The 17,381-nt window shown below is 33.6% G+C and carries 11 protein-coding genes and 1 pseudogene; 4 read left to right on the forward strand and 8 right to left on the reverse strand.

Annotated elements, in window-relative coordinates:
• Positions 1-6 precede the first annotated feature (6 nt).
• The 7 genes and pseudogenes from ONG75_RS06595 to ONG75_RS06625 form a co-directional block, all read right to left on the reverse strand.
• Positions 7-1,742 (reverse strand): annotated as a pseudogene (locus ONG75_RS06595) (type I secretion system permease/ATPase).
• A 294-nt stretch (positions 1,743-2,036) separates the two neighbouring features.
• The gene (locus tag ONG75_RS06600; RefSeq protein WP_264376068.1) at positions 2,037-4,916 is read right to left on the reverse strand and encodes an ankyrin repeat domain-containing protein; all 2,880 of its coding nucleotides are present in this window, start codon (positions 4,914-4,916) and stop codon (positions 2,037-2,039) included.
• A gap of 158 nt (positions 4,917-5,074) precedes the next feature.
• Complete coding sequence (locus tag ONG75_RS06605) at positions 5,075-6,022, reverse strand: IS110 family RNA-guided transposase (protein WP_264375505.1); 948 nt, start codon at positions 6,020-6,022, stop codon at positions 5,075-5,077.
• Between the two features lie 206 nt (positions 6,023-6,228).
• Complete coding sequence (locus tag ONG75_RS06610; protein ID WP_264376069.1) at positions 6,229-7,008, reverse strand: ankyrin repeat domain-containing protein; 780 nt, start codon at positions 7,006-7,008, stop codon at positions 6,229-6,231.
• 118 nt (positions 7,009-7,126) lie between these two features.
• A complete protein-coding gene (gene tsaD / locus ONG75_RS06615) occupies positions 7,127-8,137 on the reverse strand; it encodes a tRNA (adenosine(37)-N6)-threonylcarbamoyltransferase complex transferase subunit TsaD (RefSeq protein WP_264376070.1) in 1,011 nt (336 codons plus the stop codon).
• Between the two features lie 71 nt (positions 8,138-8,208).
• On the reverse strand, positions 8,209-8,946 hold the full coding sequence (locus tag ONG75_RS06620; protein WP_010403278.1) for a WD_0702 family putative metalloprotease: 738 nt from the start codon (positions 8,944-8,946) through the stop codon (positions 8,209-8,211).
• A 176-nt stretch (positions 8,947-9,122) separates the two neighbouring features.
• On the reverse strand, positions 9,123-10,550 hold the full coding sequence (locus ONG75_RS06625) for a sensor histidine kinase (protein WP_010403276.1): 1,428 nt from the start codon (positions 10,548-10,550) through the stop codon (positions 9,123-9,125).
• Positions 10,551-10,614: 64 nt separating this feature from the next.
• Here ONG75_RS06625 and ONG75_RS06630 point away from each other — a divergent pair, with 64 nt between their 5' ends.
• A complete protein-coding gene (locus tag ONG75_RS06630) occupies positions 10,615-11,784 on the forward strand; it encodes an aspartate aminotransferase family protein (protein WP_007302196.1) in 1,170 nt (389 codons plus the stop codon).
• Here ONG75_RS06630 and ONG75_RS06635 read toward each other — a convergent pair.
• Complete coding sequence (locus ONG75_RS06635; protein WP_264376071.1) at positions 11,781-15,431, reverse strand: DEAD/DEAH box helicase; 3,651 nt, start codon at positions 15,429-15,431, stop codon at positions 11,781-11,783. The genes ONG75_RS06630 and ONG75_RS06635 overlap by 4 nt on opposite strands.
• Before the next feature lie 97 nt (positions 15,432-15,528).
• Between ONG75_RS06635 and rimM the strand changes: the two genes are divergently transcribed.
• Genes rimM through ONG75_RS06650 form a run of 3 tightly spaced genes read left to right on the forward strand, consistent with a single transcriptional unit; the run spans position 15,529 to position 17,348 of the window.
• On the forward strand, positions 15,529-16,029 hold the full coding sequence (gene rimM, locus ONG75_RS06640; RefSeq protein ID WP_264376072.1) for a ribosome maturation factor RimM: 501 nt from the start codon (positions 15,529-15,531) through the stop codon (positions 16,027-16,029).
• 59 nt (positions 16,030-16,088) lie between these two features.
• Positions 16,089-16,655 carry an elongation factor P gene (gene efp / locus ONG75_RS06645; RefSeq protein WP_264376073.1) on the forward strand — a complete coding sequence of 189 codons (567 nt, stop codon included), beginning with the start codon at positions 16,089-16,091 and terminating at the stop codon, positions 16,653-16,655.
• Positions 16,656-17,348: an inositol monophosphatase family protein gene (locus ONG75_RS06650; protein ID WP_007302192.1), complete on the forward strand. Its 693-nt coding sequence runs from the start codon at positions 16,656-16,658 to the stop codon at positions 17,346-17,348.
• Positions 17,349-17,381: the final 33 nt, after the last annotated feature.

Consider the following 17,381-nt stretch of genomic DNA (forward strand, 5'->3'; position numbering starts at 1 on the left):
TCTTTCTTAACCACTTGCTGAAGAACGTTTATCTTCTGTAGCATCTGGTGATGGAGCAACTAATCTACTCAAAATCTCATCTTTTGGTCCCATAGCATAAATAACCCCATCTGACATGACGATCACTGTATTGACTACAGATAGTAGCTGTAGCTTATGAGTGATGATAACAGTGGTAGTATTTTGCTCTCTTGCAACATTGATTGCATTAATCAAGCGCGCCTCTCCATTACTGTCTAAGTTAGCATTCGGTTCATCAAGCACTAAAAGCTTAGTATTACCATAGAAAGCCCTTGCAAGTCCAAGAAGCTGTTTTTGGCCACCAGAGAGTATTACTCCTCCAGGTCCTCCTATTGTTGTATCATACCCATTTGGTAAGCTCAGTATTAATTCATGTATTCCTGCAATTTTTGCTGCTTTGATTATTTCTTCAGGATTTGGATCTGGTCTCATGCGGGCAATATTAGCTTTAACGCTCGTGTTAAATAACTCAATATCTTGAGGTAAGTAACCAACATAATTACCAAAGTTCTCTCGATTCCAAGTATATACATCAGCGCCATCTAGTCTGACTACACCTGATATGGGTTTCCAAACACCAACGGTTAGTTTTGCAATGGTCGACTTACCAGAAGCACTTGCACCAATAACACCAACAACATCCCCTGGTTCTATTACAAATGAGATTCCTTTTACTGTTGGCTTATTGCTCCCATAAGGAGTAAAAAATACCCTATCAAATTCCAACTTCCCTTCAGGCTCTGGTAGAGCCATAGTTTGCTCTCTTTTTGGGGATGTTAGTATAAGTCTTTGTAGCCTCTCATATGACATTCTGGCTTGATTTAAAAATTTCCAAGTATGAACTGCTGCATCAAATGGAGCCAATACTCTACCCATCAAAATCGAGGCAGCAATGATACTACCGGCAGTTTTGTGAGCTGTAATTGCAAGTAATGCGCCTGTTCCAATTACTGAAATTTGGAGAGTCGAGCGTAAAAACTTAGTAATCCCAGTAATCACATTAGAACGATTCTGCGCTGTAACTTGCATTGCACGATTTTGATCATTCCGTTTACACCAATCAGAAACTATAAATTCTGACATGCCCATAGCTTCAACCACCTCTGCGTTTCTTGTTGCAATATCTATAGCATTAATATTGCGTATAGTTTCTTCATTGGTTTCTCGCAATATACGCTTAGTGGCAAGTTCATTCCATACTGCCATTGAAACTAATATAATGATCCCGGCAATAGCTATAAACCCTGTAGAGGTATGTATCATAAAGATCACAACAAGGTAAATTAGCGACCATGGAGTATCGAACAGTGAAAATATACCATTTCCTGTAATGAAATTTTTTATTACTCCAAGATCTCGTATTGCTTCACCACTTGAAGTTGAGCTTTGTACTGATGTTAGCCTAATTGACCTTACTATTAGGTCTGGTGTTGCAGTTTTATCAATCCAGTCGCCAATTTTTGCCATGGCTAAATATCGACAAGTTTCAAGCATTGCAGAACATGCAAACGCAGATAAAGTAATAATCGTCAGCATAACTAATGTTGATACACTCTCGCTCGATCAAGTACCTGAGAAGTATAGAGTGGCAAAAATAACATCAACGCATTAATCCCTGAACTAAACCAGAAAATGAACCAAAACGCACTCTTGCATTTCTCTAGACAAGTGTATAGTATACTTTGCTTTAATTCTTTTTTTATTGATGGAGTAATTTCCACAATCTTCCTTTTAACTTAACTATATGCACCATATATAACTTTTATTTCAAAAGTATTAACAGCTATTGCCTTACCCTATCGTTAATATAATAAAATGTTAACATATGCGAATAGGAAAACATAAACTTTTTTATAGCAAGACTATCTAATTCCTTCTCTACTATAATCTTATACGATAGCCTTGCCAATTGTTCTATGTTTTCCTTATCTACTACTCAATGACAGTTTACTATAATGCTTACTATCACTCCTCTGAAAGTTGATGCTATCAGAGTCAGTGATTACAATCTGCATCTATTTTCCTCTTTCTATATGATCAGGAAGTATTACATATTCCAATGATCTAGCTGTAATTGCTCTTTTTCTCACACAAGATGGACTTGAATATACCCTTGGTCTATATCTTTCGAATTTAAAACAGTCAACAGTAATCCCCTCCTCAAAGTTAGAAAGTATTAGAGATGGAGATTTACTAACTTCCTTATCACTCACAGAATTATTTGCACTACCATAACTCACATGACGCGCTGCACTATGATTGTTACCACACTCTTCTCTTGAGGTTGAACCGCTTGGATTAAAAGGAGTCGAAAATTTTGAATACCCATTGGTATCACCAAATCGTTTTATCAACCCACAGTTTTCTTCATTCATTTTTGTAATATTCTCTTGATTAGCACCTTCTGATAAGCTTGATGCATCAACCGGATTCTTTTTTTTCTTAAAAAAACCGACTGCTTTCTTGGCTAATACTAGACTGTTTACCGTAGAATTAAGCTTACTTTGCGAAGCTTTTTCTGAATGTTTGTCTATAATAATTGAGGATAATTCACTATCCATTATATCTTGCACTCTACTGGTGCGTCTTGCATACTGACCGAGCTTTTCCCCTAAATTGCCCAGAAAAGATGAACTTCTTCTTTCTGCTAACTCTGTACTACTACGCCTACTCATTTTCTGAGGAGAAATATTGAGTTTGTTTTTACTCTCTAAGCTAGTTTCATGCGTAAACTTGTAAAGTTCATTTTCCAATCGTGAAAGATTTTCTTCATTCTTTGTTAATAGTTCCAGTATTGAGTTGTATTCTTCCAAATCATGACTCCCTACTTTTGTCTTAGCTAACTTTCCTGTGGCCTTTTCAATTTTGTTGATCTTTTCAGTATAGTTTTCTATCTTACGTTTAACAAGTGCTTTTTGACGGTCAATCGCTAAGTTGCATAAGAAAGAAATAAGTGATATCACAGAACATCCAATGGAAATCCAGTTAAAAGTTTCTTCTGTTTTAGATTTTGACTGATCAGATACAATGCAAACAGAAACAATCACACTTGATATTGATACGGATATGTTAGCGCAGTTTAAAAACTTTTTGCTTTTCTTTTGATATTTTAGCTTAAGTTTATTATGTTCCCTTTCTCCGTTTTCCTTTGTTTCATACAAAGCATCTAAAAATAACCTCAAGATATTTATGTCGTTATATTTAAAAGCATAATCTAAAGCTGTTTTTTTTGCATTATCCTTTATATCAAAATTTATCCTCTTATTTACAGTTTTCTCTCCGGTGCTGATTGTTAGGTAGAATAAGGCTTTAATAGCTTTTTCCCTTAAGTGCTCATTTTGTTTACGCTTTTCTAAAACCAACTTTTTCAAAAATTGACCTTGCTTAAAATCCTCATTTATAGTTTTTTCAAAATCATTATCACTCATTACAAGATAGTGTAATGGTGTTCTTCCAGATTTAGATACAACATTAAACATTTCCTCAGTATAGGGATCATGATGATCTGTCATAAAATATTCTATTACCTCAGCATTAAGGATCATGGCAGCTAAATGTAGAGGTATAAGCCCTTGACTGTTTGCGCGAAAAAGTGATACTGTGTTCCTAATAGTTGACTTAGCAATACTTTCAATAACATACTGAGAGCATCCTATGCCGTCGGCAAGAGCAGCCATGTGTAACGGTGTATTGTCATTTTCATCATATAACACTTTGATGCTAGCAGCCACCTTTTTACTTACAAGTTCTTTTGACACAAATTCAAGACATTCCTTATTGCCGCTCAAAATAGCTGCAAATAACAACTTTTTTTGTGTATTTTGTTCTAAAAAAATACCCTTTGGGCTTTTTTTTACCAAATACTTAACGCATTCTACTCTTCCACTGAGGATAGATAAGTGTAGTAAAGTTTGTTCATCCTTATTTTTCTTACTTAATATTTCTCCCACTCTCTCTTTTTTAAAAAGGTGCTCAAGGCATGATTTATTACCAACACGTGCTGCCATATGAAAGACGGTGTCACCGTTGCTATTCTCACGCAAAACCTCTTGATAAACGTCAAATTTCTTCTCTTCCAACTTTTTTTCTATCATGCTTAAAAACGATAAATCAAGTTGGGCAGCAAAATGTAAAGGGGTGTTTCCTTCATTATTACTCTTATTTACTTGCATGCTTCTGTCTATTAATAGACTCACACATTTTTTTCTTAGTTCTGTTTCTGTATTACTCGATAGAGCTAAGTGTAGGGCCATATTTCCTTTGCGTGTTTCTGTACTTAAATCGTAATCAGGAAATTTATTGAGTAAAAATGTTAGACAATCATACTTCCCGTACATTGCAGCTAAATGTACAAGATCTCTTCCATACTCACCTTTGGATTGAAGTATGCTATTTCCTATATTTTCATAAAATAGCTCTATACAATATGTATTACCATGTATAATAGCAATATGTAAGGGGGTGTTACCTTGTTTATTCTGAACAATTTTTGCACCTGATTTAATAAACAATTCTATTAGCTGTTTATTTCCATGTTTTGCAGCTATATGCAATGGGGTGTTACCATCTACATTTTCTTGATCAATTTTACTGTTTAGTCTACCTAAAAATTCTAGATTCTTTATAAGAAAATTTATGGCATTTTCTTGAGTTTCTGAGTTACCTGCAATCTTATGAAAAGGATTCTCATTATATTTATTTTTTAAAAATTGTACTTGATTATCAATGAAGAATTTTATGCACTCAGCATTTCCAGATTGCACAGCATAGTGTAATGCGTTATTTCCATATTTATCTGTTTTAATTTTCTCCTTATCAAAAATTCCTTTTGCTGTCAATATTTCTTTTAAATCAACTATGTTTTTTTTTAATTTTTCATTTGTATAATTTTGCAACTTTACCCAACCATATAGATAATAAAAACCCGTTTGTCATAGAAACAGAATTCTATATCAAACAGCTACTGCAACAATTTCCGTTTAAGCTATGTGAACAAGCACTTTAAGTTTGTGTGGATGCACAATATTCATTTCAATTACTGCTATGTAAATTTTTAAACATTCAAATTAATTGCCTCTTTAAGCCTTGCATTAGCAATTACTATAATTTTACGCATTAGAGCTGTTATAGCTACCATCTTCTTCTTACCACTTTCAACAAGCTTAGAATAAAAGGTGCCAAGTGCAGATTTGGACCTTGCAGCAGACATGGCAGATGTAAAGAGCTTTGAACGAATATTACTTCTACCTCCTATAATCCTTCGGTAACCAACAGTTTTACCACTTTCCCTAGGATGAGGTGCAACTCCGGCAAGACTTGCTACTTCTTTTCTACTTAAGTAACCAAGCTCTGGCATTAAACACAGAAAATCTTGTGATAGCTTTTTACCTATTCCAGAAACTGTTTTAAGGATTTTTTGACGTTGTTGTAGTTCATGGCTTCTATCAATAATTTTTTGTATAGTATCATTGAGTTCGTTTATTTGACTATCGAAAAATTCAATGGTCTTCTGACAACTTTTCTTTATATGATCATTTTCAGGAGCTTCCAGTCTACACTTTTCCTGAGCTCTCATTTGCGTAATGTCATCACGACGTTGACAAAGTGCAACCAGGGTTGATTGTTCTTTTGATGTAGGTACAAATAGAGAGAGAGTTCTATGGCGTTCAAATCCATATTGAGCAAGAGCCCTCGCATCTGATTTATCAGACTTTGCTACAGTTCCGTGAGACAAGATAAAGCTTTTTACTTTACGAGTATTAGCTCGATGTACTGCAATATTCTTGTCAATAAGAAAATGTGACAAACCAAGCTCATATTTTCCTGTGTTTTCCAAAGTTACTAAAGAATTAGGTAGAATATCTGAAAACTTTTGAAATAATTGTTGCCAACCATCAGAATCATTGTCAAATTTGACAGCGTTCTTCTGTTTGTGAATTGCAACGACATTTTTAAATTTTCCGATGTCAATGCCAATAAAATTTTGATAAGATGTAACCATAATAAACCTCGATAGTTTTAGTTAATTTAAGATTGTAAACGGGTGCATATATATGTCCCAAGCAACTATTCAAACGTATCGAGAGATGGGCTAGTGTACCTTGATTTAAACGGTTGTAGTACCAATATTCTTCCGGTCGCACACGCCCATGATAGTCCTATTCCTATAGTGAGTAGGGCTATCTTTCCCTCTTATCCTCTTTTATATCACATTTTCAACTTACAATATTCTAGGAGGTTAGGACTTCCGCTTCTGGCAGCATAGTGTAACTCAGTTTTATTATTGGTAGTGCAACTAAAATCTGCTTCATTTTCTATGAGAATTTTCAAGCATTCTTTATTGCCAGATTTAGCCGCATAGTGTAGTGGTGTTTTGCCATCTCTATCTTTATTCCTTAATGCTTCTTCAATGTCAAAATTAGAATTTTCTATCACAAAACGTAAAATATCTTCTTTACCCAACTCAGCTAAATAATGTAGAAGTGTTTTATCATTACTATCTGCAAAATTCTCCAGTTTTGTAATCAATTCTTTCTTCATACCAAGAATTAGAGATACAGCCATTTTAATATCACAATCCCTATTTTTCTTTTGTTGTCTTTCCCTAATTCTTTCAATAGCCACTGTTAATAGCGAAGAACCATCATTACTTATTATATTCCATCCATCTTGACAAAATTTTTCAGCTAATGAATCACTTATATTTTCTTCTAAAATCCTGCTTTTTATATAATCAAGATTATTAGTACATATATTATAGTTTTCTTCTTGAGTTACTTTGTTAATATAATCATATATGATTATTAGGTCTTGCTTATTGACTTTATCTTCTGAATTGCCTTGTAATGAAGAGAGGTCTATATCACTAACTGCTCTGGCCATAACAACGTTTCCCGAAATAAATAAACACGACTTGAGTGTCTTTGCGCTTGTACTAGATTTAGCTTTGAAAACATTAGTAACTGTGTCAAATTTATTTTTGAACATACTGTACCTCATAAATAATAATGCCGGTAGTGAATAAGGCTTTAGTAGATACCACTGTAATTTTTAAGCCTACAAAAATTCACCAGCGGCCGCATTATATAGTAGATAATTTTTTGTGCTAGTAATATTTTTCTAATTCCCACTTTGGCCTTGGTGCAAAGTCAAGAGAGTCTATATAATTTTTCTGTAACCTTTCAATTCCTGTCCATCCAACCATTACCGCATTGTCTGTACATAGGTTGCTTGGAGGAGAAAGCACGTTCAAATCTATGTATTTTTTCAATCTCTCCTTCAGAAAATTATTTGCTGCAACTCCACCGGTAATTACAAAATCATTGATTTTAATATTTAAAGATGCAGTGATATCAATAGCATTTCTGACTCTATCGAGTAATATGTCGCTAATACACTCTTGAAACGAAGCACACATATCGCAAACATCTTGCTTGCTCATTGCAAGCTCTTTAACTAAGTTTTTTACTGCTGTTTTAATTCCAGAAAATGAGAAGTCACATCCAGAACGTTTTATCATTGCTCTTGGCAGCTTAAATCTCATACCATCACCTTTTTTAGCTAACTCTTCAATCAATGGACCTCCAGGATAGCTTAGATCCAGCATCTTAGCAATTTTATCAAACGCTTCACCCAGCGAGTCATCAAGTGTTTTTCCAAGTTTAATATACTTACCTACATCCTGTGCAATTAAAAATTGACAATGGCCACCCGATATAAGTAGGACTAGAAATGGAAATTTAACCTCATATAGCAGCCTAATAACTAATGTGTGTGCCTCTAAGTGATTAACTGCAATAAACGGTTTTTGTGCTACATGCGAAATTGCTTTAGCCATCATTGTACCAACTATTAGTCCACCTATGAGTCCTGGTCCTGATGTTGCTGCAATTGCATCTAGATCACAAAAGTTAAGGTTAGATTTTTCTATAGCGCTTTTTACTAGACCACTTAAATGCTTCATATGAGCACGTGACGCTATTTCAGGTATTACCCCACCGCGTTTTTTGTGCTCTTCCTGAGAAAGAATTTCGTGAGCAAGGACTTGCTTATTACTATTTACAATTGCTGCTGCAGTTTCATCACAGCTTGTTTCAACAGCTAATATAGTTTTCATATATATTTGAACTCTTTAATTGTGAGAACTATAACTTGAAATGTTGAAGAAGTGAACTTTGTTCTGTTAAGCTAATTATCATCTCCAAATATAGAACCAATTTTTTTACTCCCAGAGGAAAATTTATTAGTCCAACTGCTTTGTACTTTGTTTATATCTTTAAAGGCAGTTTTATTGCTATACTCCTTTACTTCTTTATCTATTATCTTCATTATTTGTGGATCCAGGCATCTCTTTTTCCATTGGTTAGTAGCAAGAAATACTTTATTTAAATCTTGAGTGCGAATTAGATATTCTTTATCTTTAGGATAAACTTCCTGAGCCCAAGCAAACAGCTCAAAATAGCGTGCGAATAACTCAGACGCACGTGATTTTGGAGTTTGGTAAACTTGTATCTCCTTAAATATAATTTGACCAATAATTTTTTGTACCAGAATATTTGACTGCTTTAAGTTCTGCTCAATATCCTGATAAACTTTATAGAGAAATTCTTGCTCTAAGCTTAAGTTCAGTTCATTTTCAACCATATGTGAAAGTTCATGTACTATGATGTAAGGATTTGACCTTCTTAGCACAATAACATACTTATTTAAACCAGAAGAACGAATTGTCTTACACACTCCCTCTTCCATATCCACTAATCCTTCTTGATATATTTCAAACGAGAGTCTAGTTTGCTTTATTAGTGACAAAGTGAGGTTTAATGTATTTCTAAACTTCTCAAATTGATAGAGATATTTGACATATTGTATTACGTTTTCACTATTTCCTACTTGAGTTGCTTGTTTTATTAAGTTCCTGATTAGCATGCTTCATTATTAAAGGAATTTTCTTTATGCTCAAGAATTATAAAGTGTTTTCAGGAAGTATAGCTAAAAAAGTTTAATTTACTTACATTCCGCTACTTATTATTAGCCAAGAGGTATCACGTCAGTATGACTTAGGAATGTACTAGATATAAAAGTGCAATATCAAATATATTTTACTAAAAATCAATCAACTTTTCACATGTTTGCTCTTCATAAAAGAAGCTCAATGTTATCGTAGTACCAAGTTTTGCTTCACTTTGAATGTTGAAAGTCCCACCCATTAACTCTACTAATTTCTTGCTTAGAGGTAATCCGATACCTGTGCCTTCGTTTCTATATCCCGAATCTGCTTGGCCAAAAACGGACATAACTTTATATATGTCCTGCTGCATTATCCCTATTCCATTATCATGAAACTCAATAGTTAATAAATTTTTTTCTATATTCTCTTTAATAATCATTCTTATTAAACCACCTTGAGGAGTGAACTTGATTGCATTTGATAACAAATTTATTATAACTTGCTTCATTCTTTTGGGATCGGCGATAACTAATAATTGTTTATCAGATATCTCTTTCTTTAAACTAATACCTGTTTCTTTTAGTTTAGGTGATAACATTTTTAAGCACGAATCTATTATCTTATTCAGATTAAACTTCACTTTCTCTACTGTTAAACTACTGGATTCAGCTTTAGAAAAATCGAGCACATCATTAATCAAAGCAAGTAAATGTGTACCAGCATTATATATATCGTCTACGTATTCCTTGTATTTAGAGTGATCTACCGAACCTAAAGTTTCATTTTTGATCAACTTTGCAAATCCAATAATAGCATTAAGAGGTGTACGCAACTCATGTGTAACACTTGCAAAAAATTTTATCTTATTTGCATTTTCTTGCTCTAATGCCTCTTTAACCCTTTGTAATTCAATATTAGTTTTATGCTGCTTGGCTAGCATTTGGGTATTGGAAAAGTGCAAATAAAGCATTATTAGTATTAAGATAACCAGTAATAAGCCCATTAATATTGAAAATAGACTATATACCATAATATAAGAGTCATTATAGCTTTGAATGATCTTCAAAAAAAATGAAGGCTTAATGTCATCTTCATGAAATATAGGGAAAGTAGAAGTTAATGTATTTCCTGTAGCGTAAAATATTTCTTGATTGCTTAGCAATTTATCAATTTCATCATTTGTAAGCAACTGCTCATAGTCATGACCTTGAGTATTAAAATTACTGAAAATCACTCTGGCATTTTGATCATACAGTATTAAGCTAAAATTTCTTACTTTGCTTACTGATTGTAACAATTCAGCACGCAATTTTACCAACTGGTTTATGTAATCAAAACTGTTATATTTAATATGATGTTTTTCTATTAGTAAATAATGATATTTTTTTATTATACTATTTTCCAATAGATCTTTTAAGTTTGCATTTGAATTACGGTAAAAAGAAAGAAAATTATTCTTTAATGAATAACTGCGGTATATTGTGCCCAATAAAACCACAAAAATTAATAAGAATAGCGAGATAATTTTTGTATATCTATTTGTTTTTAGTGTAGTAAAAATTAATTTACTTAATTTATACATATTCTTCTCATTGTGAAATAACGTCTTTTATGGTATTAATAAAAAATTAGCATATCATACTTTTATGACAATTTCTCCTATCTTGCCAGTTTATTCTCCTGTTAACATAAATTTTTCTTATGGCAAAGGTATTTACTTGTATGATATCGATAATAAGCGCTATATAGATTTTCACTCTGGAATAGCTGTTAGCAGTTTAGGTCATGCCAACCCACGATTAACTGATGTCCTAAAATTACAAGGAGAAAAACTATGGCATATATCAAATACCTATAATATATCTACTGCCAACAAATTTGCAGAAAATTTAATAAACAACAGCTTTGCTAATACTGTATTTTTTGCAAATTCTGGATCAGAAGCAGTGGAATGTGGACTTAAAATCGCTAGGGCCTATCAAAATGGAAAAGGTAATAAAAATCGCTATAGAATTCTAACATTTCATGGTGCATTTCATGGAAGGACATTTTTAACTTGTGCAACAAACGATAGACAGAAATTTTCTGAATTACTGAATCCTTATATTGACTGGTGTGATAACATAGAGCCCAATATTGAGAGTGTAAAGAAAGCAATTTCTAATGGCATAGGTGTTATATTAATAGAACCAATACAGGGACAAGGTGGTATTAAAGTAATGAGTGAAGTCTTCATGAAAGAGCTAAGAGAACTATGTAACGAAAACGACATACTGCTATTTTTTGATTGCGTTCAGTGCGGTGCTGGCAGGACAGGAAAGTTATTTGCATATGAACACATAGGAATTAAGCCTGACATATGTGCTCTTGCAAAAGGAATAGGAGGAGGTTTCCCTCTGGGGGCTTGTCTTGCAACTGAAAAGGTTGCTAAGTACATGGCGGTCGGTATGCATGGTTCTACTTTTGGTGGTAATCCACTTGCAACTTCAGTAGGTAATGCTGTATTGGATGAATTGCTCAGCCCTGGCTTCTTAGAAAATGTTGAAGTTAGAGGTAAGTACTTAAAAAACAAACTAGAAAATTTAGCAAGCAAGTTTCCAATGATAGAAGAAGTGAGAGGAAAAGGGTTGATGCTAGGAATAAAAGTAAAAATGAATAACCAAAAATTTGCAGAAGAGCTAAGTCACCGTGGTTTACTTACTGTTGGAGTAACATCAGATAACGTTCTAAGAATCTTGCCTCCACTCATTATCACTGAAAAAGAGATTGATGAAGGCATTGAAATCCTCACTCAGTATTTATCTGAAAAGTTCTAGTTAAAAACTAAACCTTCCTGCTCACTAGTTGTTGGCTGTATCAAAATTGCAGATAAAGCAGTAGCTACAACTTTATCAGCTACTTCATTTGTACACTTTGCCTTTTCCTGTTCTCTTATCAGTGTAAGCTCATTTATATCACTTAGTGAGTCAAATTTTGTTGCATCTTCAAATATAAAAGATTGCACGGCACTCTTCTCAACACCTAAGAAAGCACCATTACCAAACGATAATGCCACATCTAATAACTTCTGCATTAAACTGTTTTTAACAATGAATTTAAATAGCTCCTCTAACACAACTGGCACTCCAAAAGTAAAAAATGCTCCTCTCACTAAATAGGTTGTTATTTCATATAACAATGCACCACACAAGAGTGCCAGTGGTCCAAATACTATAAAACCGCAAAGTAAAGGCAATGGCATGGTCTGACCTGATGATATTCTACCTATAAGCTCCATTGAAATTATAAACCCAATAAGTAACATAGCTCTACCTAGATATGTCCTTTCTTTAGAGCGTTTGTTAAAGTTTTTCTCACGTAACTTAGAAAAATCATTGTTAACTCTGACTTCAAAAATACTATGGCCATTTTTTAATTTTAGCCCCAAATCCTCTATTCCATGACGCCACTTATGGCACCTTACAATTTCATCAATTACCTTCTTAATTTGATCATTGATCTTGTATAAATTGCTCGTTTGATATGAATCTCCTTGATAGTACTTTTCTCTAAATTTCACGCAGTCTAGTTTCTTTAAATCACATAAAAAATCTTTGATTTCTTGTGCCATTTTATTAGCATCATCTTCGTAGCCTACAGCTTTCAAAATTGTTACCAAGTGTTTATTTTCAATTTGAGCAATTGTTCTATCTAATGCACGTATATATTGCTTGGATTGAAAATATGAGATGATTTTTTCTTTACATCTATCCTCATTGCCTTCGTACAAACTATTTCTTTTGAAACTGCTGTCATGTTCTTTGGCAATTTCTAATGCATGAACCAATACATTTTGCGCCTTCACACTACTTTCACAGTGACAGTTTCTGATTATGTGTACATACGCTCTTGCACTGGTATCTCCAGATTTATCTATATTGTACGCTTTAGCCAAAAAGACTAAATAGTCAAACCCTGCCCAAAGATAATACATTACCTTTGTTATAGCACTCCCCACAGAAAATAAAGCTGAGCGTGTGCAAGATAATTTACCGTTGTTTTTAATTCTGTTCTCATATGAACGAAGGTATGCCTCTGTACTTTTTAAAATCCTATGTAAATCTTGTTCTGTCTTTTTGACATCAAAATCATTTATATCATGAACTTTTTCATACGTTTCTTTTATCAAATCACTAGAAAACTTCTTCAGAGCTGAATCATCAATATTTCCTAATGCATCAATATTTTTACTAATATAGATTTCTATTTTTCTTCCAAGTTCTTCTCCCATTCTATTTTTTAGCAACTTATTGTATTTATTAGTAGCTGGAAACAAAACTTTCTGACAAAATTTCTGTGGTTCGTTTTTAAAATTTGCTAAGATCTTATTCACAAATAGCTCAACTTCTTCACCTGCAGCAGCGAAAAACCATGATTGTCTGCTCTCATTACGCTCTCTATTTCTTCCAAGATTCTGTAGGGCTTCAGATGGATTATTGAACTGACTAACCGAATCTGCAAATATTGATGCAACATGATTATATTCACTATCAAATCCACGACCTTTCGATCCATCTATAACCGTTGTCAACGCATATTTAGCCAATGAATCAAAATCTCTTTTTTCATAATCACAATAAAGAGTTCGATATCCACCTATCTGATTACGTATTATCGCTGAAAAGAGTCTGTTTTCTCCAATACCAAGATCATTTTTCCCAATTCCTGCAAAGATACATTTATTTTGTTTGCAGAAATCAATGAGACTATGTAGTATACCTTCCTCTCTTTCCATGAGGTCATGGAGCTCTTTGCTTAAGCGCCAATTATCAACTATTAAGCTGCATTGCTCATTATCACTTTTACTCAATGCTTCAATTACTGTCTTTATTTGCGGTAAGAGCTCATCTCTAGCAAATTGCTCACTAAAGCCTTTTCTCTCTAGGTAGCTTATAATATTGTTATCATTAGTGGTGCTAACATTCTTTTTAACATCTTCTATCAATTCACTCAAACCTTCTCTTCTTTTTTTATCTAAAGTAATATTATCACACTTCATTAAATATGAGAGAGTAAGATCGATCATTGAATGCATTACTCTATATTTTAGATATTCAGCAGTACTACTGAAATCCACCTTTTCTTTTAATTCAGATATCTGCTCTTCTGTCAGACTAGGATGTTGCTTTTTAACGCAGCTTATAAAGTTCGCTTCGCGTAACTTGAGCCTATAGTCTTGATAAGATATCCCTTCAGGCTGAAATTTATTATACACTTCATAACGTGTACTACCTTCATATACTAAATTATCTCTACCCTGCAACGCAAAGTTAAGATTAACTATACTATTTACATCATCAGCTAAAAGCAGAGCACTTTCTCCAATTGGGCTTTGCACATTCCATCTTATAGAAGTTAATAAATCATCGGTATCAACAAGCTTATTGTAATTAAAAACTTCTTCGCTCTCTTCAACATATTCATGAGCTGGGCTCGATTTTTCTCTAGTAAATAAGCTACGCACGTTAGCAAGAAATCTAGAAAGCAGTTCTTTTGACTCTACACCAGTTGCTTTAGTTAGTACCCACCAAATTGGCAACATTACTATACCAAATATAAACATAGAAATTGTATAATATAAGTTTCCAATCAAAGCAGAATACAGCCAATAATCTGAAGTTAGACCAATTACAGCAGCAACATTACTATTTATAACAGGAAATAATGTAATCATAGGTATTATAGTAACAGCAATATTCACTACAAATGCTAGAGTGAAATTTGTTCTCCTATTGGTTTTTGCAATAACACTTGCTGTTTCGATGGCGTTTGCAATACAACGTCTACTCAATCTTGTCGGGCTGATAACTTTTCCGCATCTATTTAAAATCCTTCTCTTTGGTGTTGCAGTGAGGTAAGTCGTAGGATATTTCTCATCAAGCTTGCACATGTTCTCAAAATCCTGCTGCTTGTTAATACTGTCTGCTTCATCAACACTAATCCACAACTTGGTATTTTGGTCTTTAAATTTACGATCATTTTCTTGCTGTAATAACAGGTCATGTGTCACTATAATTGTTGTAGGTTTAGTTGCCTTCAGTGCATTTTTAATTTCCTCAGCAGTTTTAGGTGTCCTAATGTTTACAGTAAATGCACTACTCATCATTTTTTTAGCTTGGTTTACTAGATCACTGTTTGGTACTGCAACCAGATGATGAAACCCTGCTTGGGCTAGTAAATGGCTCCACATTCCAATATCGTAAGTCTTGCCAAACCCAGTTTCTGCATCGATCAGAACATTACAGTTAGTAGTAGAAGGGTTGCGTAAATGTTCTAATGCCTCTTCAACAACAGGTTTACGACGTGCTACTATTATAGATTCCTTTGTATCATCAAGTTTTATAGATTCACCTTTTAGCTTGCAGTTGATTTTTTCTAAGCTACTTATAATACTTTGCTTTTCTTGATTACTGATAGAACTCACACATTACCCGCTATAATTATTACAATATTAATTGTATGTTAATTCAGTAAATTGTCAATTCTATGGACAAAAAGCTGATTTCAACTATCATATTAATATGAATATATGCCTCGGAATAATTACTTCTCCCCATGGAATCAAAGGAGCTGTTAAGATAAAAACCTTTACTGAAAAGCCCGAAAATATTTTCCTATATGGTGAACTAATAAGCGGAAGTGAAAATTATAAAATAAGCTTGGTGTCTGTTGTCAGTAATAATTTAGTAATAGCAACAATTAGCGGTGTGAACTCCCGTAATGAAGCAGAACTTTTAAGAAATAAAAAGTTATATATAGAGAGAAATAAGCTACCACAATTAAATGATGAGGATGAATTTTACCAAGATGATCTTGTGAATATGGAAGTAAGACTAGAGAGTAATGAATTATATGGCTATGTGAAGTCTGTGAATAATTTCGGCTCGGGGGATATATTAGAAATTTTGGTTATCAGCACAAAAAAAAACATTATGTTATCTTTTACTAAAGAAGTATTTCCATACATCAACATGAAGGAAAGGTATATAGTAATCAACATGCCAGAATTCATTGGCCAATAAAAATTTTGATATTTGTATAAAGTTATTTATAATAATCAGACCAAATTAAAAGTGTAATTATGGCAGAAAGGGCTAATGATATCAGGCCAGGTCAGGTACTAGAACATAACGGTGGTTTATTTTCGGTTATAAGTATTATGCATACTCAACCTGGTAAGGGTGGTGCATATATACAAGCTGAAATGAAAAATATCCAAACAGGAGCAAAGTACTATGAGAGGTTTCGCTCTGATGCAACAATCAGAAGGGCAATTTTAGATGAAGAGGAATATGTTTATCTCTTTACTGAAGGGAATATCGTAAATCTTATGCATCCAAGTAGTTACGAGCAGATTGTTATAAATTTAGACTTATTAGGGGAAAAGAAGGCTTATTTGCAAGATAATATGAAAATTAAAGTAGTAACTTATCAAGATAAAATAATTTCTGCACATGTGCCTGATCACGTTACACTAACTGTAAAAGAAACAGAGTCTGTTATCAAAGGGCAGACTGTTACTGCTTCTTATAAGCCTGCAATTTTGGAAAACGGAATACGCGTTAACGTGCCTCAATTTATAAAAGAAGGTGATAAAATTGTAGTACATACTCCTGATAACAGCTATTACGAAAGAGTGAAAGAGTAAATGGCAATTTCATCACCACGAATCAATGTGATGCTTGATTCTGTACGCAGTGCCTCCAAGCAGCTTATACGTGATTTTAATGAATTGCAAATTTCAAGCGTTAAGTCAGCAGACTTTATCAATAAAACTTATTCAAAATCCAAGCAACTTATATACGATTGCTTGAAAAACTACAACCAGAACTATGACTTTATTTTTGAAGACGATGTGGGCCAAGATCTAAAAGACGGCGGTTATACTTGGTTTATTATGCCTATAGAAGGCAAGGAAAACCTTTTTAGTTGTATGGTTTATTTTGCAGTATCAGTTTGTCTCATTCATAAAAACAGAGTTGTAGCAGCTGTGATTGATGCTCCAGCGCTTAGAGAAACTTTCTGGGCAGAGGAAAAGAAAGGAGCTTTTCTTGAAGATTTCAAATCTCGCCATGTAAAAATGCGGATGAAAGCTCGTGAAGGGGGAATAATAGACATAAGTGGTAATTTGTTAAATAAATTACCACTTGACAATAATAATCTACGCTCCCTTGGCTCAACGGTACTAGGTTTTGCATATCTTGCTGCCGGAAGATACAATGGAATAATTTACTCTGGAATTAATAAATATAAAACTTCACTCGGTAGGCTTTTTCTGCAAGAAAGCGGTGGGAGATTAAGGGAAGATAACGCGCTTGTCATTGCTGGAGATATAAACTAAAGTTCATTCAAAAGAGCAAAAGTCACGTAGTGA

The sequence above is a fragment of the Wolbachia endosymbiont (group B) of Sphaerophoria taeniata genome, assembly GCF_947179355.1.
In the GTDB taxonomy this organism is placed as follows: Bacteria; Pseudomonadota; Alphaproteobacteria; order Rickettsiales; family Anaplasmataceae; genus Wolbachia.

What these genes read in the sequence shown, in the direction of transcription:
- ONG75_RS06605 (WP_264375505.1), bottom strand. Translation starts at nt 6,022, where the DNA reads ATGGTTACATCTTATCAAAATTTTATTGGCATTGACATCGGAAAATTT.
- ONG75_RS06610 (WP_264376069.1), bottom strand. Translation starts at nt 7,008, where the DNA reads ATGTTCAAAAATAAATTTGACACAGTTACTAATGTTTTCAAAGCTAAA.
- tsaD (WP_264376070.1), bottom strand. Translation starts at nt 8,137, where the DNA reads ATGAAAACTATATTAGCTGTTGAAACAAGCTGTGATGAAACTGCAGCA.
- ONG75_RS06620 (WP_010403278.1), bottom strand. Translation starts at nt 8,946, where the DNA reads ATGCTAATCAGGAACTTAATAAAACAAGCAACTCAAGTAGGAAATAGT.
- ONG75_RS06625 (WP_010403276.1), bottom strand. Translation starts at nt 10,550, where the DNA reads ATGTATAAATTAAGTAAATTAATTTTTACTACACTAAAAACAAATAGA.
- ONG75_RS06630 (WP_007302196.1), top strand. Translation starts at nt 10,615, where the DNA reads ATGACAATTTCTCCTATCTTGCCAGTTTATTCTCCTGTTAACATAAAT.
- rimM (WP_264376072.1), top strand. Translation starts at nt 15,529, where the DNA reads ATGAATATATGCCTCGGAATAATTACTTCTCCCCATGGAATCAAAGGA.
- efp (WP_264376073.1), top strand. Translation starts at nt 16,089, where the DNA reads ATGGCAGAAAGGGCTAATGATATCAGGCCAGGTCAGGTACTAGAACAT.
- ONG75_RS06650 (WP_007302192.1), top strand. Translation starts at nt 16,656, where the DNA reads ATGGCAATTTCATCACCACGAATCAATGTGATGCTTGATTCTGTACGC.